This window comes from Pseudoduganella flava (assembly GCF_007830495.1).
GTDB classification, from domain to species: Bacteria; Pseudomonadota; Gammaproteobacteria; order Burkholderiales; family Burkholderiaceae_D; genus Rugamonas; species Rugamonas flava.
Genome location: NZ_VLKW01000003.1, coordinates 1 through 18257, shown reverse-complemented (window position 1 = coordinate 18257; position 18257 = coordinate 1). Strand labels below are relative to the sequence as shown.

Sequence of the window (18257 nt, the reverse complement as noted above, 5' to 3'; positions counted from 1 at the left end):
GGGGGTGACCCCATGGTGGACACAAACTCAGCCGTAAAAAAAGCTTGCGAATTCTTCAGGAACGTTTACGATATATCTCATTGCGATATATCTTAAGGAGTAAGTCATGTTCCATATGTTCCGCCGCCACGGCATGCAGATGCGCGGTCATCACCATCATCATCACGGCGGCCACGGCGGCCATGGCGGACGCGGGCCGCGCATGTTCGATGCGGGCGCGATGCGCTATGTCGTGCTGCAGCTGATCGCCGAGAAGCCCCGGCACGGCTATGAGATCATCAAGGAGCTCGAGCAGCGCGTCGGTGGCGGTTATGCGCCGAGCCCGGGGGCGATCTATCCGCTGATGGCCATGCTGTATGACATGGGCCACGTGTCGATCGCCTTCGAGGGCAACAAGAAGCTGCATTCGATCACGCCGGAAGGCCAGGCGTTCCTGGACGAGAACCGGGCGATGGTCGATGCGCTGATGGCGCGCCTGGCCGAGACGGGCGGGGGCGGCCGCGACGACCTGCGCGCGGTCATGCACGAGCTGAAGGCCGTCGTCATCGAGCGGGGCCGCGATCCCGCCGCCAGTCCCGGGCGGGTCGAGCGGATCATGGCGATCCTGCGCGCAGCCGCCGAAGAGATCCGCCAGCTCCCATAACCCGTCCAGCCCAACAAGAACAAGATGACGCTACCCCTGACTCCCGCCCGCGAAAAACTCGTCCTGTGGCTGCTGGCGCTGATCCAGTTCACCGTGATCATGGATTTCATGGTGATGATGCCGCTGTCGCCGCAGCTGATGCAGGCCTTTTCGATCAGTGCGGCGCAGTTCTCCGGCGCCGTGTCGGCCTATGCCTGGTGCGCCGGTTTTTCCGGCCTGCTGGCGGCAACCTACGTCGACCGCTTCGACCGCAAGCGCCTGCTGCTGACGGTCTTCCTGCTGTTTAACCTGTCCAATCTCGCCTGCGCCGTCGCGCCGAATTTCCACGTGCTCGTGCTGTCGCGTGCCTTCGCCGGCTTGACGGGCGGCGTGCTGGGCGCGATCGGCATGGCGATCATCGGCGACCTGATCGCACCGGAGCGGCGCGGCTACGCGACCGGCATCGTGATGACGTCGTTCTCGATGGCCGCGATCCTCGGCGTACCGCTGGGCATCAGCCTGGCCGCGCGCTTCGGCTGGCAGTCGCCGTTCTACCTGCTGGTGCTGTTCTCGATGGTGATCTGGTGCGGCGCGGCGTTCGTGCTGCCGGCGCTGACGGCGCACATGGGCCAGCGCACGCCGCTGGCGCGCGCGCTGCCCGACCTGGCAGGGCTGTTCGCCGTGCCGGCGCACTTGCGCGCATTCCTGCTGACGTTCCTGACGGTGCTGAACGCGATGCTGGTGATCCCGTTCATCTCGCCAGTCCTGGTGGGGAATCTCGGCGTGCGGCCGGGCGACATCACGTGGATCTACATGGCCGGCGGCGTCGCGGCGTTCTTCAGTTCGCGCTTCGTCGGCAGCTGGTCGGACCGGGCGGGCAAGCACAAGGTCTACAGGCTGTTCGTGCTGTTCTCGGTCGTTCCGATCCTCGGCGTCACACACCTGCCGCCGCTGCCGCTGGCCGCGCTGATCTGCCTGTTCCCGTTCTTCATGGTCACGATGAACGGCCGCACCGTCCCGCTGCAGGCGTTGATGACGACGGTGCCTGAGCCGCGCCGCCGCGGCGCCTTCCTCAGCGCGAACGCGGCCGTGCAGCAGATCGGTACGGGCCTCGGTGCGCTGTTGGGCGGGCTGTGGCTGCGGACGGATGCGGCCGGCCACATCTCCGGTTACGGCATCAACGGCTGGATCGCCGCGGCGCTGTCGCTGTTCACGTTCTGGTGGGCGGGCAGGGTGGGAGCGGCCAGTCCGCGCCCCGTCAGCTCCGCTGCCTGACGACGGCGTCCAGCAAGCGCTGCGCTTCCTGCAGCACGGGCGCGGCGAGCTTGTCGCGCTCGATGTCGCCAAAGCTGCCTTCGCGCACGTGCATGCCGTCCGCCGCCAGCAGCGACAGCCGGACATTGCCCGGCACCGGCGGCGCCGTGCGGCCCTTCGTCGTGCCTTTCACGGCGAGAGGCAGGGCCGTTTGCACGAGCAGCCTGGCCTGGCGCGCGACGTCGTCCGGCGCGCCTTCGAACACGGCCACGCGGCCCGTGTGGTTGATGTAGCGTACGCTGCCGTCGGCATACGCGGCCAGCACGTCGAGCCCCTGGTCCAGCGGCACCTCGACGACGACGCCCAGCAGTTCGCGCGACGCGACCGGCTGCCCGGCCGCCCGCAGCCAGTGCCAGGCCAGCAGCCGCACGCGGCTTTCCTCCGCCGGGTCCTCGCCGATCGTCTGCACGACGCGCGGGTCGGGCGCGCTGCCGAACAGCGACGCCGGCGTGCCGCTGGCCTTCACCAGCTGCGGGTCGTCGCAGAACAGCAGCTGGTAGACGAGATTGAGCTCGTCCTGTCGGTACGGCAGCGGCGGGGCGGCATGGCGGCGCCCGGACAGCGCTGCGAAGAGTTTCTTGAACATGGCGTCATGATACGCCAACGAAGGGATGGCCTGAGCGCCTGTGCGTCGCGGCCGTGCGACGCCCGATGGTCACCGTCAGCGCGCGCCGCGCTCCATCGGGCGTTTCGTGCGCCGCCACTGGTCCAGCGGCATGGCGTTGCCCGTCTCGGCATCGTCGACGAGGATCTCGCCGTCGGCCGCGCCGACGAGGAAACTCTCCCACGTGATGGCCGCGTCGGGCCGGTTCTCGACGAAGCTGAGCTGGTGATAGCGCTTGCCGTGCAGCTCGCGCAGCGCCGGATCGAACGGGATGACGGCGCCATGCACGGCGCCGTGCGATGCCGTCTCGATGCTGCGCGCCCAGGCCTGCAGCTCCGGCAGCGCCATCAGCCGCTCGACGGCCTGGTCGCGCGTCAGCTGCTGCCGCGCGCCCTCCGCCCCCCTTGTGGCCGGTGCCGTAGCGGGTGCCGCTGCAGGTGCGGCAACTGGAGCGCGGGCCGGCGCGGGAGCAGGCCCCACATGCTGCGGATACAGGTACCACGCTCCCAGCGCGGCGGCCAGCAGGCCGGCCAGCGTGCCGGCGATGGCGGGGAGACGGGAGGGTTTGCTCATGCGGCGTGCCTTCGTTCGGTCGATGTTGCGGCCATGTTAGCCGATCGGCCGCCCCGCTGGCTATCGCTCAATCCTTCTTCGGCGGGAACCACGATTCCCACGTCTCCTTGATGCTGGCGCGCACGGTCGCCAGCGCATCCGGATCGCCCTTCAGCAGCGCCTTGAAGTAGGCGGCGGCCTGCTTGACCGGCACGTCCGGCGGTAGCGGCGGCACGTTCGGATCGGTCACCATCTCCAGCACGCATGGCACATCCGACGCCAGGGCGGCTTCCCATCCGGCCGCCACCGCATCCGGGCTGTCGACGCGGATGCCCTTCAGGCCCACCAGCTCCGCGTAGCGCGCATACGGGAAGTCCGGCATCGTCTGCGACGCCTCGTACTTCGGATTCCCGCCCATCACGCGCTCCTCCCACGTGACGAGGTTCAGGTCGCGGTTGTTGAGCACCATCACCACGAGCTTGCCGTTGCCCCAGCGCGGCCAGTATTTCGCGATCGTGATCAGGCCGTTGATGCCGTTCATCTGCATTGCGCCGTCGCCGACGAGGGCGATCACGTGCCGGTCCGGGTGCGCGAACTTGGCGGCGATCGCATACGGCACCGCGCAGCCCATCGTCGCCAGGCCTCCGGAGACGCTCGTCATCATGCCGCGGCGGATCTTCACGTCGCGCGCATACCAGTTCGTCGCCGAGCCGGAGTCGCCGACGATGATGCAATCGTCCGGCAGCCGCGGCGACAGTTCCCAGAACACGCGTTGCGGATTGATCGGGTGCGCGTCGTTCATCGCGCGGCCCTCGAGCACGCGCCACCAGCGCTCGACGCCTTCGCGGATCTGCTCCTGCCAGCGGCGGTCGCTCTTGCGCTGCAAGAGAGGGATCAGTGCGCGCAACGTCTCCCTGGCATCGCCGATCAGGTTGAATTCCATCGGATAGCGCATGCTGGCGCGGCGTGCGTCGATGTCGATCTGCACGCCACGCGCCTGGCCTTCCTTCGGCAGGTATTCGCTGTACGGGAAGCTCGAGCCCACCATCAACAGCGTGTCGCACTCGTTCATCATGTCGTGGCTGGGCTTCGTGCCCAACAGGCCGATCGCGCCGGTGACGAACGGCAGGTCGTCCGGCACGGCGGCCTTGCCCAGCAGGGCCTTGGCGATGCCGGCGCCGAGGATATCGGCCACCTCGATCAGTTCATCCGTCGCATGCAGCGCACCCGCGCCGGCCAGGATCGCCACCTTGCCGCCGTCGTTGAGGATGCGCGCGGCCTGCTGCAGCGCGTCCAGCGGCGGCACGTGGCTGCGCGTCAGCGCGCCGATGCCCGAGTGGACGGTGCCATGCTCGCGGGGCGGCTTCGGCACGGCGTCCAGGTCCTGCACGTCGTTCGGGAAGATCAGGCACGTCACGGTGCGCTCTTCCTTCGCGATGCGCAGCGCGCGGTCGATCAGGTGGCGCACCTGCGTCGCATCGGTGGCCATGTGCACGTATTCGTGCGCCACGTCCTTGAACAGCGCGGGCAGGTCCACTTCCTGTTGATAGTCGCCGCCGATCGACGCGCGCTTCTGCTGGCCGACGATCGCCACCACCGGCTGGTGGTCCAGCTTCGCGTCGTACAAGCCGTTCAGCAGGTGCACGGCGCCCGGGCCGGACGTGGCGACGCACACGCCCACTTCGCCCGTGAACTTGGCGTGGGCGGTGGCCATGAACGCGGCCATCTCTTCGTGCCGAGTCTGGATGAATTCGATCTGCTCCTGCCGGCCGAAGGCGCCCATGATGCCGTTGATGCCGTCGCCGGGATAGCCGTACACGCGCCGCACGCCCCACGCGTGCAGCCGCTGCAAGAGGAAGTCGCCTACGGTGTCTGCCATCGGGGTCTCCACCGGGTTATCAAAAAAATATGATAAGTCCGCTGGGAGATGGCTGGCGCACGGGTCTGCGCCGGCGGGGCGGTGTCGCGGGTTGCGTCAGCTGGGATCGAACGGACCCTGGCCGCGCTTGCCCCGTCCCGCCAGCGCCACCGCGAGCAGCGCGACGGCCAGCACGCCCCAGGTTCCCGGTTCGGCCGGGTCGTGCTGCGGCGCGTCAGGAACGGCGGCCGGCAGCGGCGTGGCGGCATCGACAGCGATGCCGTACGGAGCCGGCGCAGGTGAGCTCCACGGCGCCGCCAGCGCGACCGTATCGAAGACGAAGATCGCCTCGGCCGGTGTCTCCGGCAGCGCGTCGATACCATCCGCTTCCATGGCGGGGGCACGCCAGTCGGCATATTCCGCCACCGTGCTGTCGAGACGCCCGGCAAGCTCGATATGGGAGGCAGCCGCGCCGCCGTGCGGCAGCAAGCCGGCCGTGGTGGCAAGAAGGACGGCAAGCATGCGCGGGGAGAAGGGCATCGAAAGGAGTTACTTCTAAAAAACAAGTATTGTAACGATATCTACAGCAGAAGTCTGTTGTTGCGGTGCAAAACTGTGTAAAAGCGACGCGTTGAAAACGTTGTTCAAGCGGGACAGCTCGCCTAAAAAAACAGCAGCGCACCAAAAATCCGGTGTTATATTGAATGCACAACAACCACACAGGAGACACAGGATGGATATGGAACCGGACGACCGCACCGGGCGCTATGTTGGCTTCGGTATCAGCCTGGGTGCAGCGATCGGCTGCGCGATCGGTGTTGCAATGGGCAACTTTGCGATGGGGATCGGACTGGGCGTCGGCGTCGGCAGTGCCGTCGGTGCCGGGCTGGCCCGGCGCAAGCACTGACCCGCACCGACACGTTGGATACGGCTGCCGCGGCAGCCGTTTTTGTTCGCGCTGTTCGCGTTAGCTGAGCTTTCACTCCCGAACGGAACTTATCGCAGATATTGCGGTCGCTCCTGCTGCCGGGGTGCAACCGCCGCCCGCAGCCAATGCTCGGGGATGATGAGTGCCGCTGCATCGAGCACCATTTGCCAGCCGGCGTAATTGGCCAGGTAGCGGCTCGCGACACCGCAGAAAACGCGCAGCCACGTCTTGAAGCGGCTATGCCAGCCGTTGACACCGTTGACGTGGATGGCGCCGCGTGCATGCTCGCCGCCGCGCACGTTGATTGCCCGATGGCTGATCCCGGCCAGCTTCGCAAATCGCGGATAAGCGGCAGCGCCGTCGCTGACCAGCAAGGCGTCGCACGCCAGCACTGGTTTCAAGTAGTGCAGCAGACGCTCGGCGTCCGGCTCGCCCTGGCCGGCATGAAAAGCGTGCGTGGTCTTGCCGCGATCGCGCGCGACGAGCACGCACTCATGCTGCTGACTGATGCCCCGGCACGTGGCAGTGCCACCGCGCTTGCGCGCCGGCCTGTCGAGATGGCGCGAGCCCTTCTGCGATTCAAGAACGTAGGTTTCGTCAGCTTCGACGATGCCCTTCAGCGTTGGTGGTTCTTCGCGCCGCACGGCGGCGACGAACCGGTGGCGCCAGCGAAAGCTGGTCGACTTCGCGACCGCGACGCGTTCGGCGGCCGCGCGCACCGTGCGCGACTCGATCAAGCACTGGAAATAAGAGAGCCATTTGTCGCGATGCCGCAGACGCGCCAACGGCGTGCCGGTCAGCGCATTGAAGCTGTGGTGGCAGGCGATGCAGCGATATCGCTGCAAGCCATTGGCGTGCCCGCTGCGATGACAGCGCGCATTGCCGCAATGCGGGCACGGACATCGCCCTTTCGCTTGTTCGATCAGGGCGAGGCAGCGCCCGGGCGCCTCCAGCGCGGCCAGCCAATCGCGCAGGCAAGCGATCTCGTCAGCCGACAGCGGCAGCTGCGCCAGCGCACGGAACAGGTGCTGAAAGCCGCTCGTGCCCATCGTTGCCTCCTGTTATCGATGAGGTATCTCAACAGAAGGTAAGACAGCGTTGACGCCTGGAAGTTCCCCAACCTTACGCGAACAGCGCCTTTTTGTTGGTGGGCCCGGCCTCAGGGCCGCATGTTCCAGTTGACGACGAACTCGCGCAGCGCATGCGGGTGCGACGCGAGCCACGCGTCCAGGTCCGGCCGGTACGCCTCGCGGTAGCGCAGCAACAGCAATGCGGCATCGAGCTGGTTGCGGTGATAGAACTCCTGCAGCCTGACGAGCGCCGGATCCTGCACTGTCTTGCCGTTGTTGGCCGCGATCTCGTCGGCGGCCCGCAGCGCCTGGGTCCAGCTGTGCAGCTCGAGCTGGAACGGTGTCAATGACGGCTGCACGAGACGGCGGTTGTGGAAGGCCATGCCCTGCGTGAGCCACACGGCGAGGTCCGGGCTGTCCTTGTCCTGCGCCAGCGCCTGATCGATGTCGATGTGGGGCTTGCCGTTCTGTTCGGACAGGCGGGTTTTCGGCACCAGTCCCAGTGAGACCAGCGGGGCGCTGCCGCGGTGCTGGCGCAGTGCGGCGAGCTTGTCCCAGTTCGGGCGTTGGGATGGATGCGCGGCGATCGCCGCCAGCAGCGCGTCTTCCGCTTCATCGAGCTTGCCCTGCTGCCCCAACGCGTCGGAGAGGAAGCGCCAGGCCTGCGAATTGCGCGGCTCGATGACGGTGGCCTGGCGGAACAGTTCGGCCGCCCGCGGCCATTGCTGCTGCGCGAAATGGCAGTCGCCGGCGCCGACCCACGCGCCCGAATAGTGCGGATCGGCGGCCATCGCCGCCTCGTAATGCTGCAACGCGACTTGCCAATCCTGCCGGGCGAACGCGACTTCGGCCAAGGCCTGCTCCTTTGCCGCCGCGGGCAGCGGTACGTGGAGCGGCTCGTCCTTCTCGTCGTCGAGCTTGCGCAGCACTTCCTGCGCAACGGGATCCTGCGGTGCCTGCCGCAGCGCTGCGTTGGCCGCGGCGGATGCGTTCTCGCGGAATTTCTCCTTATCCGCCCCGGCGGCATTGCTGGCCAGATCGAGCAGCAGGCTGGCCATCGACGACAGCGGCACCGATGCGCCAGGGTCAGCCTTGGCCGCTTCCCGGTACTTCTCGAACGCCTCGCGCATCTGGCCCTGCATTTTCAGCACATGACCTTCCTGCACCAGCTTGCGCGACAGCTCGTTGCCCTCCAGCGCAGCCCAGGCGGGCACGCAGGCCGCCAGCAGCAGGCCGGCAATGAATTTTCTCAGCATCGTTTCTCCTCGTGACAGACGATCGATGCTAACCCAACAGCAGGGGCGAAAAGCTCTCGAAATGTCACGCCGCGCCAGCGGAAAATCGGGACAGCCCCCCATTTTTCAGGCAACAGATCGCATCGTAAGCCGCGCGGCAAAAAAAAATGGCCGCTTCCGAAGAAGCAGCCATTTCATGAAGGCTGACAGTCAGCCGGCAATTACATCATGCCGTCCATACCGCCCATGCCACCCATACCGCCCATGCCGCCCATACCGCCGGCCGGCTTGTCTTCCACGACTTCAGCCACCATGCAGTCGGTCGTCAGCATCAGGCCGGCGATCGAAGCAGCGTTCTGCAGTGCGGAGCGGGTGACCTTGGCTGGGTCCAGCACGCCCATTTCCACCATGTCGCCGTAGGTGCCGTTGGCGGCGTTGTAGCCGTAGTTGCCGGTGCCCGACAGCACGGAGTTGACGACGACGGACGATTCTTCGCCGGCGTTCTGCACGATCATGCGCAGCGGCTCTTCCATCGCGCGCAGCACGATCTTGATGCCTGCGTCCTGGTCCGGGTTGTCGCCTTTCAGGTTCAGGGCAGCGCGGGCACGCAGCAGGGCAACGCCACCGCCAGGAACGATGCCTTCTTCAACGGCGGCACGGGTTGCGTGCAGCGCGTCTTCCACGCGGGCCTTCTTCTCTTTCATTTCGACTTCGGTCGCAGCGCCAACCTTGATCACTGCCACGCCGCCGGCCAGCTTGGCCACGCGTTCCTGCAGCTTCTCACGGTCGTAGTCCGAGGTGGCTTCTTCGATCTGCACGCGGATCTGCTTGACGCGGCCTTCGATCGATGCGGCATCGCCGGCACCGTCGATGACGATCGTGTTTTCCTTGCCCACTTCGATGCGCTTGGCTTGACCCAGCTCTTGCAGCGAGATCTTTTCCAGGGTCAGGCCGACTTCTTCCGCCACCACCTGGCCGCCGGTCAGGATCGCGATGTCTTCCAGCATCGCCTTGCGACGGTCGCCGAAGCCAGGAGCCTTGACGGCGCAGGTCTTCAGGATGCCGCGGATGTTGTTGACCACCAGCGTTGCCAGTGCTTCGCCTTCGATGTCTTCAGCGATGATCAGCAGCGGACGGCCAGCCTTGGCCACTTGCTCCAGTACCGGCAGCAGGTCGCGGATGTTCGAGATCTTCTTGTCGCACAGCAGAACGAACGGGTTCTCCAGCACGGCGACTTGCTTGTCCTGGTTGTTGATGAAGTACGGGGACAGGTAGCCGCGGTCGAACTGCATGCCTTCCACGATGTCCAGCTCGTCGTTCAGCGACTTGCCGTCTTCGACGGTGATGACGCCTTCCTTGCCCACTTTTTCCATCGCTTCAGCGATGCGCTCGCCGATCGATGCGTCCGAGTTCGCGGAGATCGCGCCGACCTGGGCGATTTCCTTCGACGTCGTGCACGGCTTGGCGATTTTCTTCAGTTCGTCGACGGTCGCGGCGACGGCCTTGTCGATGCCGCGCTTCAGGTCCATCGGGTTCATGCCGGCGGCCACGAACTTCATGCCTTCGCGAACGATGGCTTGTGCCAGCACGGTCGCGGTGGTGGTGCCGTCACCGGCGTTGTCGGAGGTCTTCGATGCGACTTCCTTCACCATCTGCGCGCCCATGTTCATGAGCTTGTCTTTCAGTTCGATTTCCTTGGCGACCGACACACCGTCCTTGGTCACGGTCGGGGCGCCGAACGAGCGCTCCAGCACGACGTTGCGGCCTTTCGGGCCCAGGGTCACCTTGACGGCGTTCGCCAGGATGTTGACGCCTTCAACCATTTTGGCGCGCGCTGCGTCGCCGAAAATCACTTCTTTAGCTGCCATGTTTGAGTTCTCCAGATTCTGTTAGGGGTACGGCCGATTACTTGTTGACGATCGCCATGATGTCTTCTTCGCGCATCACCAGCAGCTCTTCGCCGTCAACCTTGACAGCCTGGCCGGAGTATTTGCCGAACAGAACGCGGTCGCCGACTTTCACTTCCAGTGCACGGACGGTACCGTTGTCTGCAACTTTGCCGTTGCCCACTGCCAGTACTTCACCCTGATCAGGCTTCTCGGCCGCTGCATCAGGAATGATCAGGCCGGACGCAGTTTTGGTTTCCTGGTCCAGACGTTTGACGATGACGCGATCGTGCAAAGGGCGAAGGTTCATACAAAACTCCTTATGTACAGTGAGGTTAAATCGTTGTTAGCACTCTCGACTAACGAGTGCCAACAATTATAGGGATGGTCATATTTGATTTCAAGAGAATTCACGTTAGGAAATTCATATGGGCTCGCGCGTTGCCGCGGAGCCGCGTCCAGCCTGGGTTTGCGCGCAGGCAATGTTGCAAATAAGTTTGTGTTTTGACAAAAAGGCCGCGCTGGCGCACACTGTCCATTCATCATCCGGAAGCATTCATGGACCTGGGGAGGCTGCGATGTTCCAGACGAAACTGCCGAGAGACTTCCATGCACCCGAATGGCTGCGGGTTGCCGTCAACGTGGCCGCCGGCGCCGCGCTGGGCGTACTGGCCGGCGCTGTGCTGCTGCTGACGCTGGGTGCCGTCACCTAGTCTTGCCACCATGCCGCTCCGGGCGCATGCGCCCGGAGGCCGGCGTTCCCATACCGTTAAGATGTATTTAAGTGTAGAACGGCGCCGATTCGGTTGACCACGGTTCTGCACGCCCCTATAGTGGCGGGATGATTTCAGAAATCCAAGAACTCTCCGACAAGATCGAGCAGTTGGCCGAGCTGACGCACACGCTGCGCCGCGAGAACGCGCAGCTGCGCCAGGCCAATGCCGCGCTGGTCGCGGAGAACGTCGGCTACCAGCGCCGCCTGGCCGAGGCGCACCAGCGCGTGTCCGCACTGCTCGAACAGATCCCGCCGCTTGAAACCGCCGTCGACGCGGACACCGACATCAACGCCGACATCAACGCCGAGAAAGAGGACGTGCAATGAACGTCGACGTCAACATCATGGGCGCCCAGTACCGGCTCGTGTGCAAGGAAGGCGAGGAGCGCGCGCTGCGCGAGGCGGCCAGCCTGCTGGACAAGAGGATGTGCGGCATCCGCGATGCCGGCAAGGTGAAGGGCAACGACCGCATCGCCGTGATGGCCGCGCTGTCGATGGCCGCCGAGTTCCTGACGGCGAAAGCGCCTGCGGGCCCGCTGTCCGACATGTCCCTGCTCGAAGTGCAGCAGAAGATCGCCACGATGCAGCGGGTGCTCGACAGTGCGCTGACCCCGCAGGAAAATCTGTTCTGACGCACGATAGGACTTTCCCTCGCCGCGTTTGAGGAGTAAACTGCGGGTCACCCTGCGGTGTTCGAGAAATGCCATATATTCCTTGAACCATTAACACGCATAGGTCGCGGAACATTGTTTGGCGGGAGTGAGCGTCGCTAGTCCGATGAACCCGAAGTTGAACTGACTGTGACCGCCTTGAACCGTTAGGTTCAGGATGCCGGCATGACGGCACAGGCGGGGCCTTATTCAAAGCTGGAGCAAGTACGCTTCAACTAAGCGAGAGCGGTTGCCCGCATCGAAAGATGCGCAACCGTTTTTTTACGTCCGCAGTTTTTGCAGTCGAAAGGAGCGCGCATGCCGAAGCAGTACTGGCTGATGAAGTCCGAGCCCGATGACGTCAGCTTCGACGACGTCCTCGCCGCGAAGAACCGGACCACGTCGTGGTACGGCGTGCGCAACTACCAGGCCCGCAACTTCATCCGCGACGGCATGCAGGTCGGCGACGGCGTGCTGTTCTACCACTCCAGCTGCGCCGTGCCGGGCATCGCCGGCATCGCCGAAATCGTCAGCGCGCCGTATCCGGATGCGACGCAGTTCGACCCCAAGAGCCCTTACTATGACCCGAAGGCGACGCAGGAAAACCCACGCTGGATCGGCATCGACGTGAAGGCCGTGAAGCAGGGGCGCTACGTGGACCTGAAGGAGTTGCGCAGCCACCCGGAGCTGGAGAACATGCGCCTGCTGGCCAAGGGCAGCAGGCTGTCCGTGATGCCCGTCGAACCGGACGAGTGGCGCTTCATCCTGAAGCTGATCGGCTGAAGGCCACTGCCGCGCATGCTCAGGTGCGCTGCCGGCGCCGCGCGACGACCGTGGCGGCGACCAGGCCGGCAGCCATCATCGCCCATTGCGACGGTTCGGGGACGGAGCTCACCACCGTGACGGAGGCGTTGGTCGCATAATCGCCCATCATCCATAGGCCGTTCGCATCGGGATTGGCGTTATAGGCATCCATCCCCATCGAGCCCACGCGCTCGCCGCTGGCGCTCGCGTCCCGCTCCGCCAGCGGATCGCCCGCTGCGGCGTTTTGCGGCGCCATTACATAGTTTGTAAAGTCAACGAGCTTGCCGTTGCCGAGGGAATCGTAGAAGCTCACCTGCTGGTAATAGCTGTCCGATCCGGAGCCCAGCATCGCCTGCCCCTTACCTTGCTTGTGGAAGGTTTCGTCCCCGATGCGGAAGGTCACCGTAAGATCGGCGCCGAAGATCCACAGCTTGTCGCCCCACCAGAAATTGGTGTTCACGTCGGTATCGAACGTCGATTGCAGCGTCAGTTCGAAAGGCTGATCACGGTAGTCGTAGTTGGTGATGCCCAGTGCATCGACGACGACCCAGTCGCCGTACGCGCTGGTGCCGCTGGTATGCGTGGTGACCGAAACCGGAGCGGCGAGAGTGGAGAGCGGGAGCGCCGCAAGGAGCGACAGTGCCAGTGAACGAGCAAGCCGTTTGAGCATGGTGTAATCCTCGAGATGTGGTAGGGCCAGCGCACAGTGCGCAGGTCGCATTGCATTATTTGCAATGCGCGCTCATCCTAGCACCGCGAGGGCGCGCACATTCTCACCGATTTCCACCCATGCGCGGGCAATCACGCCGTGGCCGGCGCCGTCCCCTGGATATTGCGCCGGTACGACCACACGAGCATCGCGATCGCCGCGACGATCATCGGCAGCGACAGCACCTGGCCGGACGTGATCGGCATGCCCAGCACGTGGGTCTCCCAGTCCGGCGTGCGGAAGTATTCGGTGAAGAAGCGCGCGCACCCATACAGCAGCGTGTACATCGCGCCGACCGCGAGGCGCGGGCGGGCGTGGCGCGCGAACAGCCACAGGATCACGAACACGAGGATGCCGTCGACCAGCATCTGGTAGATCGGCGACGGATGGCGCGGCAGCGCATCGACGTTCGGCCAGATCATCGCCCACGGCAGCGTAGGATCGGCCACGACGCGGCCCGGCAGCTCGGCGTTGATGAAGTTGCCCAGGCGGCCGCACGCATAGCCCAGCGGTACCATCGGCGCGATGAAGTCGTACACGTCCAGCAGGTTGCGGCGCGCCTTGCGCGACCAGAACCACATCGCGATCAGCACGCCGAGGAAGCCGCCATGGAAGCTCATGCCGCCGTGCCAGACCTGGAAGATCTCGAGCGGGTTCGCGAAGAAGTAGGCGGGCCGGTAGAACAGCACTTCGCCCAGCCGGCCGCCGATGACGACGCCCAGCATGCCATAGAACAGCATGTCGTCCAGGTCCTGGTTCTTCCAGCCCAGCGCGGCGATGTGCGGCTGCTTGATGCGCACGCGGCCGAGCAGGATGAACAGCGCGAACGCCAGAACGTACATCAGGCCATACCAGTGGATCGCGACGGGGCCCAGCTGCAGCGCGACGGGGTTGGGCATCGGGTGAACTAGCGGCATTACAGTCTCTTTCTCATCAAATCCAAAAAGCCCTTCAACACCGGCGAGGGATTGTCGCGGCGCCACGCCAGGCCCGTTTCGACGAGCGGCGTGGTGTGCGCCAGCGGCCGGTATTCTACTCCCGGGCGCCGCAGGTTGGAGACCGATTGTGGCACAAGTGCGATGCCCATGCCGGCCGACACCAGGCTGACGATCGTCTGCATCTGGATCGCTTCCTGGCCGATCACGGGCGTGATGCCGGCCGTGCGGAACACGGCGAGGATCGCGTCGTACAGGCCGGGCGAGATCGCGCGCGGGAAGATGATCAGCGGCAGAGGCGCCAGCGCCGCGAGGCTGGCCTGGTGCTTGCCGCGCAGCTCGGGCAGGTTCGCCGGCGACGCGAGGATCAGCGGCTCGGTCAGCACGGGCAGATAATCCAGCTCGGCCCTGGCCTTGTCCGGCAGCGGCGGGATCAACAGGCCCGCGTCGACACGGCCGTGCAGCAGCTCTTCCAGCTGCAGGTCGGACGTGGCCTCCAGCAGCGTGATGCGCACCTGCGGGTACGCGGCGCGATAGGCGCGCAGCGACGGCGGCAGCACGCTGTAGTCGGCCGACGAGACGAACGCCAATGTCAGCTTGCCCGTCGCGCCCGTGGCCGCCCGCTTCACGATGCCGGGCAGCTCGCCCGCTTGCGCCAGCAGGCGGCGCGCCTCCGGCAGCAGCGCTTCCCCGGCGGACGTCAGCGCGACACCGCGGCGGTTGCGGTCGAACAGCGTGGCGCCCAGCATATCCTCCAGCGCCAGGATCGTTTGCGACAGCGGCGGCTGCGTCATGTGCAGGCGCTTGGCGGCACGGCCGAAGTGGAGTTCCTCGGCGACGGTGACGAAATAACGCAGCTGCCGCAGTTCGATGTTCATGATGTGACCGGTCGTTGGTGGCGTTGATATGTTTTGTGACTCACAGCGTATTAAATCATATATTTGACAACTAGTCGCCTCCCGGGCAAGCTGGTATTTTTGCCGTTCCGAGGAGACACCCATGCCGACTTATCGTTCCCGTACCACGACCCAGGGCCGCAACATGGCCGGGGCCAGAGCGCTGTGGCGCGCCACCGGCATGAAGGATGGCGACTTCGAAAAACCGATCATTGCCGTCGTCAACTCGTTCACCCAGTTCGTGCCCGGCCACGTGCACCTGAAGGACCTGGGCCAGCTCGTCGCGCGCGAGATCGAAGCGGCGGGCGGCGTCGCCAAGGAATTCAACACGATCGCCGTCGACGACGGTATCGCGATGGGCCACGGCGGCATGCTGTACTCGCTGCCGTCGCGCGACCTGATCGCCGACTCCGTCGAATACATGGTCAACGCGCACTGCGCCGATGCGATGGTGTGCATCTCGAACTGCGACAAGATCACGCCTGGCATGCTGATGGCCGCGATGCGCATCAACATCCCGACGGTGTTCGTGTCCGGCGGGCCGATGGAGGCGGGCAAGGTGCTCAAGGTCGTCAACAACGACAAGAAAATCATCAAGCTGGACCTCGTCGATGCGATGATCCAGGCCGGCGACGCGCGCATCTCGGATGCGGACGTGGCGGAAGTGGAGCGCTCGGCCTGCCCGACGTGCGGCTCGTGCTCCGGCATGTTCACGGCGAACTCGATGAACTGCCTGACCGAGGCGCTGGGCCTGTCCCTGCCGGGCAACGGCACGATCGTCGCGACGCACGCGGACCGCAAGGAGCTGTTCCTGCGCGCCGGCCGCCTGATCGTCGAGATCACCAAGCGCCACTACGAAGAGGACGATTACTCGGTCCTGCCGCGCAACATCGCCACCAAGGAAGCGTTCGAGAACGCCATGGCGCTGGACGTGTCGATGGGCGGCTCGACGAACACCGTGCTGCACCTGCTGGCCGCCGCGCATGAAGCGGGCGTTCCGTTCACGATGGCCGACATCGACCGCATCTCGCGCAACGTGCCGTGCCTGTGCAAGGTGGCGCCAATGACGGACAAATACCACATCGAGGACGTGCACCGTGCCGGCGGCATCGTCTCGATCCTGGGCGAGCTGGCCCGCGCCGGCCTGCTCGACACGGCGCAGTCGACGGTGCACTCGAAGAACCTGGGCGAGGCGATCGCCAAGTACGACATCCGCGTCAGCGACGACCAGGCGGTGCACCGGCTGTTCCGCGCGGCGCCGGGCGGCGTGCCGACGCAGGTGGCGTTCTCGCAAGCGGAGCGCTACGACGACAACGACCTCGATCGCACGACCGGCTGCATCCGCGACCGCGCGCACGCGTACTCGCAGGATGGCGGCCTGGCGGTCCTGTACGGGAACATCGCCGAGAAGGGCTGCATCGTGAAGACGGCCGGCGTGGACGAGAGCATCCTGAAGTTCACGGGCCGGGCACGCGTGTTCGAGAGCCAGGACGACGCGGTGGCCGGCATCCTCGGCGACACGGTGCACGAGGGCGACGTCGTCATCATCCGCTACGAAGGACCGAAGGGCGGGCCGGGCATGCAGGAGATGCTGTACCCGACGTCGTACATCAAGTCGAAGGGCCTCGGCAAGGCATGCGCGCTGTTCACGGACGGCCGCTTCTCCGGCGGCTCGTCGGGCCTCGTGATCGGTCACGCCTCGCCGGAAGCGGCGGAAGGCGGCGCGATCGGCCTGGTGGAAGAGGGCGACACGATCGACATCGACATCCCGAACCGCACGATCAACCTGCGCGTGACGGCCGAGGAACTGGCGCATCGCCGCGCCCGGATGGAAGAGCGCGGCGCCGACGCGTGGCAACCGGTCAACCGCGACCGCTACGTCTCGCAGGCGCTGCAGGCCTACGCGGCGCTGACGACCTCCGCCGACCGCGGCGCGGTGCGCGACCTGTCCCAGCTGAAGCGCTGAGCCACTACGGTTCAGCTCGTGTCCCCTGGTGCCAGGCACGAGGGGACACAGGCTCATCCGTAATATGTCCCTTGGTGCCTGGCACCAAGGGACACGGGCTCGGCCGTCGAGCTTCGCCGAATTACCGACGAGCCCGTGTCCTGTCCGGGTCTGACCCCAGGGTGTCGAAAGTGGACACGGTCTCGGCCGTTGTTACTTTTTCTTCGGCCCGCCGAAGTTCTTCTCGACGCGGGCCTGGCGGCGCTTTTCGTCGGTGACGTGGGCCTTGCGCTTGTCCAGGCCCAGCATCGGTTCGAGGAATTCGAACCAGACGAATGCGAACACCATCAGGCCGACGATCCACCACCATGAGATGTCGGCGAAGCGCCAGACTTCGAACCAGCGCAGCGCGCACAGTGCAACGATGACAAGGATGATGGGCATGTTAACTCCGGGAAGCGTTCATCTTACAATCGCTCACACTTTACGCTGCCGGCGGGGGTCAACGGAATACCCAAGTGCTTCGTTGTGGCAATAACCGCTACGCGTGCCGAAATGTTCGAAACGCGGTAGACTCACCGGCGGATTTACTTTGGAGAAATCGATGAAACGTTTCGTGATGGGTGCTCTGGTTGTCGTCGGCGCGGTCGCGTCTCAGGCGGCGATGGCGAACGCGGACCTGGCGAAGGCCAAGAATTGCATGGCTTGCCACGCTGTTGCGAACAAGCTGGTGGGTCCTGCGTACAAGGATGTGGCCGCGAAATACGCCGGCCAGAAGGATGCTGAAGCAAAGCTGGTCGCGAAGGTCATGAAGGGCGGCTCCGGCGTGTGGGGCGCGATCCCGATGCCCGCGAATCCGCAGGTGAGCGAGGCTGAAGCGCATACCCTCGTCAAATGGGTGCTGTCGCAGAAGTGATTCTGCAGACGTAAAAAACCGGGCAAGCTGAACTGAACCCCAAAAGTTGGACACCAACTTTTGGGGTTTTTTCATGACGAAGCACGACGAGCACTTTAAGTTAAGGGTCGTTCAGCAGTACCTTGCCGGGGCATCAGGATACAAGACCGTAAGCAAGCAGCACGGCCTGGATGACAGCATGGTCAGACGCTGGGTCAAGTGGTTTGAGGCTCATGGAGTTAATGGGCTGAAGAAAAAGTTCACGCACTACCCCGCCGAGGTCAAGCTGTCGGTGCTGCAGCACATGTGGGACAATGAGCTTTCTGGTGGCCAGACGGCCGCACTGTTCAATATCCGCAATCCAGGCGTCATACGAGTCTGGGAGCGCGAATATCAGCGAGCTGGGTTTGATGCCTTGATCGCACGCCCACGAGGAAGACCCAAAAGCATGCCGGCAGCCCCGCCTAAGCCTGAAACGAAGCGCGACGATAGCAATCGGTCGAAGGAAGATCTACAAGCTGAGGTAGAGCATCTGCGCATGGAGAATGCCTACCTAAAAAAGTTGCAAGCCTTAGTTCA

General features: G+C 64.8%; 22 protein-coding genes and 1 other RNA gene. 11 read left to right on the top strand and 12 right to left on the bottom strand.

Annotated elements, in window-relative coordinates:
• The first annotated feature begins 106 nt into the window (after window positions 1-106).
• Together IP92_RS08380 and IP92_RS08375 are read left to right on the top strand one after the other, a co-directional pair.
• The gene (locus tag IP92_RS08380; protein ID WP_307724843.1) at window positions 107-643 is read left to right on the top strand and encodes a PadR family transcriptional regulator; all 537 of its coding nucleotides are present in this window, start codon (window positions 107-109) and stop codon (window positions 641-643) included.
• A gap of 24 nt (window positions 644-667) precedes the next feature.
• Window positions 668-1897 (top strand): MFS transporter, encoded by a 1230-nt coding sequence (locus IP92_RS08375; protein WP_145874114.1) that lies wholly within the window; start codon window positions 668-670, stop codon window positions 1895-1897.
• Here IP92_RS08375 and IP92_RS08370 read toward each other — a convergent pair.
• From IP92_RS08370 to IP92_RS08355, 4 genes are all read right to left on the bottom strand, one after another.
• A complete protein-coding gene (locus tag IP92_RS08370; protein WP_145874113.1) occupies window positions 1881-2522 on the bottom strand; it encodes a hypothetical protein in 642 nt (213 codons plus the stop codon). The two genes, IP92_RS08375 and IP92_RS08370, sit on opposite strands and share 17 nt — an antisense overlap.
• A gap of 75 nt (window positions 2523-2597) precedes the next feature.
• Window positions 2598-3113 carry a hypothetical protein gene (locus IP92_RS30390; RefSeq protein ID WP_229418689.1) on the bottom strand — a complete coding sequence of 172 codons (516 nt, stop codon included), beginning with the start codon at window positions 3111-3113 and terminating at the stop codon, window positions 2598-2600.
• Window positions 3114-3180: 67 nt separating this feature from the next.
• Window positions 3181-4971 (bottom strand): thiamine pyrophosphate-requiring protein, encoded by a 1791-nt coding sequence (locus tag IP92_RS08360; protein ID WP_145874112.1) that lies wholly within the window; start codon window positions 4969-4971, stop codon window positions 3181-3183.
• Between the two features lie 96 nt (window positions 4972-5067).
• Window positions 5068-5490 carry a hypothetical protein gene (locus IP92_RS08355; protein ID WP_145874111.1) on the bottom strand — a complete coding sequence of 141 codons (423 nt, stop codon included), beginning with the start codon at window positions 5488-5490 and terminating at the stop codon, window positions 5068-5070.
• A 193-nt stretch (window positions 5491-5683) separates the two neighbouring features.
• On the opposite strand from IP92_RS08355, the gene IP92_RS30140 reads away from it, so the two are divergent.
• Window positions 5684-5857: a glycine zipper domain-containing protein gene (locus IP92_RS30140; RefSeq protein WP_199272035.1), complete on the top strand. Its 174-nt coding sequence runs from the start codon at window positions 5684-5686 to the stop codon at window positions 5855-5857.
• Between the two features lie 89 nt (window positions 5858-5946).
• Here the strand turns inward: IP92_RS30140 and IP92_RS08350 are convergent, their stop codons facing one another.
• From IP92_RS08350 to groES, 4 genes are all read right to left on the bottom strand, one after another.
• Window positions 5947-6927: an IS1595 family transposase gene (locus IP92_RS08350; RefSeq protein ID WP_145874110.1), complete on the bottom strand. Its 981-nt coding sequence runs from the start codon at window positions 6925-6927 to the stop codon at window positions 5947-5949.
• A 110-nt stretch (window positions 6928-7037) separates the two neighbouring features.
• Window positions 7038-8204, bottom strand: a complete 1167-nt coding sequence (locus IP92_RS08345) for a tetratricopeptide repeat protein (protein ID WP_158206715.1) — start codon at window positions 8202-8204, stop codon at window positions 7038-7040.
• A gap of 200 nt (window positions 8205-8404) precedes the next feature.
• Window positions 8405-10051 (bottom strand): chaperonin GroEL, encoded by a 1647-nt coding sequence (groL, locus tag IP92_RS08340; protein ID WP_145874108.1) that lies wholly within the window; start codon window positions 10049-10051, stop codon window positions 8405-8407.
• Between the two features lie 37 nt (window positions 10052-10088).
• Window positions 10089-10379 (bottom strand): co-chaperone GroES, encoded by a 291-nt coding sequence (gene groES, locus IP92_RS08335; RefSeq protein WP_145874107.1) that lies wholly within the window; start codon window positions 10377-10379, stop codon window positions 10089-10091.
• Between the two features lie 268 nt (window positions 10380-10647).
• On the opposite strand from groES, the gene IP92_RS30630 reads away from it, so the two are divergent.
• The 5 genes from IP92_RS30630 to IP92_RS08315 all read left to right on the top strand — a co-directional run bounded on the left by IP92_RS30630 (window position 10648) and on the right by IP92_RS08315 (window position 12277).
• On the top strand, window positions 10648-10782 hold the full coding sequence (locus IP92_RS30630; protein WP_260070753.1) for a hypothetical protein: 135 nt from the start codon (window positions 10648-10650) through the stop codon (window positions 10780-10782).
• Window positions 10783-10910: 128 nt separating this feature from the next.
• On the top strand, window positions 10911-11171 hold the full coding sequence (locus tag IP92_RS08330; RefSeq protein WP_229418688.1) for a hypothetical protein: 261 nt from the start codon (window positions 10911-10913) through the stop codon (window positions 11169-11171).
• Window positions 11168-11476, top strand: coding sequence for a cell division protein ZapA (locus IP92_RS08325; protein WP_145874106.1), 309 nt, complete (start codon window positions 11168-11170; stop codon window positions 11474-11476). Before IP92_RS08330 ends, IP92_RS08325 begins: the two co-directional genes overlap by 4 nt.
• A 46-nt stretch (window positions 11477-11522) precedes the next feature.
• Window positions 11523-11703, top strand: a non-coding RNA gene (gene ssrS, locus IP92_RS08320) — 6S RNA.
• A 109-nt stretch (window positions 11704-11812) separates the two neighbouring features.
• Entirely contained in the window at window positions 11813-12277 is a 465-nt protein-coding gene (locus tag IP92_RS08315) for an EVE domain-containing protein (protein WP_145874105.1), read from the top strand.
• 19 nt (window positions 12278-12296) lie between these two features.
• On the opposite strand, the gene IP92_RS08310 is transcribed toward IP92_RS08315, so the two are convergent.
• The 3 genes from IP92_RS08310 to IP92_RS08300 form a co-directional block, all read right to left on the bottom strand.
• Window positions 12297-12968 carry a PEP-CTERM sorting domain-containing protein gene (locus IP92_RS08310; RefSeq protein WP_158206714.1) on the bottom strand — a complete coding sequence of 224 codons (672 nt, stop codon included), beginning with the start codon at window positions 12966-12968 and terminating at the stop codon, window positions 12297-12299.
• Between the two features lie 131 nt (window positions 12969-13099).
• A complete protein-coding gene (lgt, locus tag IP92_RS08305; protein ID WP_145874103.1) occupies window positions 13100-13924 on the bottom strand; it encodes a prolipoprotein diacylglyceryl transferase in 825 nt (274 codons plus the stop codon).
• Entirely contained in the window at window positions 13924-14820 is an 897-nt protein-coding gene (locus tag IP92_RS08300; protein WP_145874102.1) for a LysR family transcriptional regulator, read from the bottom strand. The genes lgt and IP92_RS08300 overlap by 1 nt, the downstream gene beginning before the upstream one ends.
• 121 nt (window positions 14821-14941) lie before the next feature.
• On the opposite strand from IP92_RS08300, the gene ilvD reads away from it, so the two are divergent.
• On the top strand, window positions 14942-16804 hold the full coding sequence (ilvD, locus tag IP92_RS08295) for a dihydroxy-acid dehydratase (RefSeq protein ID WP_145874101.1): 1863 nt from the start codon (window positions 14942-14944) through the stop codon (window positions 16802-16804).
• A gap of 192 nt (window positions 16805-16996) precedes the next feature.
• Here ilvD and IP92_RS08290 read toward each other — a convergent pair whose 3' ends face one another.
• Window positions 16997-17227: a TIGR04438 family Trp-rich protein gene (locus tag IP92_RS08290; RefSeq protein ID WP_145874100.1), complete on the bottom strand. Its 231-nt coding sequence runs from the start codon at window positions 17225-17227 to the stop codon at window positions 16997-16999.
• 160 nt (window positions 17228-17387) lie between these two features.
• Between IP92_RS08290 and IP92_RS08285 the strand changes: the two genes are divergently transcribed.
• A complete protein-coding gene (locus IP92_RS08285; protein ID WP_145874099.1) occupies window positions 17388-17699 on the top strand; it encodes a c-type cytochrome in 312 nt (103 codons plus the stop codon).
• Window positions 17700-17772: 73 nt separating this feature from the next.
• A partial coding sequence (locus IP92_RS08280) for a helix-turn-helix domain-containing protein (protein WP_145874098.1) occupies window positions 17773-18257 on the top strand: 485 nt, incomplete at its 3' end.

Coding starts and splice junctions, on each gene's coding strand:
- IP92_RS30140 (WP_199272035.1), top strand. CDS start 5,684: ATGGATATGGAACCGGACGACCGCACCGGGCGCTATGTTGGCTTCGGT.
- lgt (WP_145874103.1), bottom strand. CDS start 13,924: ATGCCGCTAGTTCACCCGATGCCCAACCCCGTCGCGCTGCAGCTGGGC.
- IP92_RS30390 (WP_229418689.1), bottom strand. CDS start 3,113: ATGAGCAAACCCTCCCGTCTCCCCGCCATCGCCGGCACGCTGGCCGGC.
- IP92_RS08325 (WP_145874106.1), top strand. CDS start 11,168: ATGAACGTCGACGTCAACATCATGGGCGCCCAGTACCGGCTCGTGTGC.
- IP92_RS30630 (WP_260070753.1), top strand. CDS start 10,648: ATGTTCCAGACGAAACTGCCGAGAGACTTCCATGCACCCGAATGGCTG.
- IP92_RS08285 (WP_145874099.1), top strand. CDS start 17,388: ATGAAACGTTTCGTGATGGGTGCTCTGGTTGTCGTCGGCGCGGTCGCG.
- IP92_RS08380 (WP_307724843.1), top strand. CDS start 107: ATGTTCCATATGTTCCGCCGCCACGGCATGCAGATGCGCGGTCATCAC.
- IP92_RS08300 (WP_145874102.1), bottom strand. CDS start 14,820: ATGAACATCGAACTGCGGCAGCTGCGTTATTTCGTCACCGTCGCCGAG.
- IP92_RS08375 (WP_145874114.1), top strand. CDS start 668: ATGACGCTACCCCTGACTCCCGCCCGCGAAAAACTCGTCCTGTGGCTG.
- IP92_RS08315 (WP_145874105.1), top strand. CDS start 11,813: ATGCCGAAGCAGTACTGGCTGATGAAGTCCGAGCCCGATGACGTCAGC.
- groL (WP_145874108.1), bottom strand. CDS start 10,051: ATGGCAGCTAAAGAAGTGATTTTCGGCGACGCAGCGCGCGCCAAAATG.
- IP92_RS08350 (WP_145874110.1), bottom strand. CDS start 6,927: ATGGGCACGAGCGGCTTTCAGCACCTGTTCCGTGCGCTGGCGCAGCTG.
- IP92_RS08330 (WP_229418688.1), top strand. CDS start 10,911: ATGATTTCAGAAATCCAAGAACTCTCCGACAAGATCGAGCAGTTGGCC.
- IP92_RS08310 (WP_158206714.1), bottom strand. CDS start 12,968: ATGCTCAAACGGCTTGCTCGTTCACTGGCACTGTCGCTCCTTGCGGCG.
- IP92_RS08370 (WP_145874113.1), bottom strand. CDS start 2,522: ATGTTCAAGAAACTCTTCGCAGCGCTGTCCGGGCGCCGCCATGCCGCC.
- IP92_RS08345 (WP_158206715.1), bottom strand. CDS start 8,204: ATGCTGAGAAAATTCATTGCCGGCCTGCTGCTGGCGGCCTGCGTGCCC.
- groES (WP_145874107.1), bottom strand. CDS start 10,379: ATGAACCTTCGCCCTTTGCACGATCGCGTCATCGTCAAACGTCTGGAC.
- IP92_RS08355 (WP_145874111.1), bottom strand. CDS start 5,490: ATGCCCTTCTCCCCGCGCATGCTTGCCGTCCTTCTTGCCACCACGGCC.
- IP92_RS08360 (WP_145874112.1), bottom strand. CDS start 4,971: ATGGCAGACACCGTAGGCGACTTCCTCTTGCAGCGGCTGCACGCGTGG.
- ilvD (WP_145874101.1), top strand. CDS start 14,942: ATGCCGACTTATCGTTCCCGTACCACGACCCAGGGCCGCAACATGGCC.
- IP92_RS08290 (WP_145874100.1), bottom strand. CDS start 17,227: ATGCCCATCATCCTTGTCATCGTTGCACTGTGCGCGCTGCGCTGGTTC.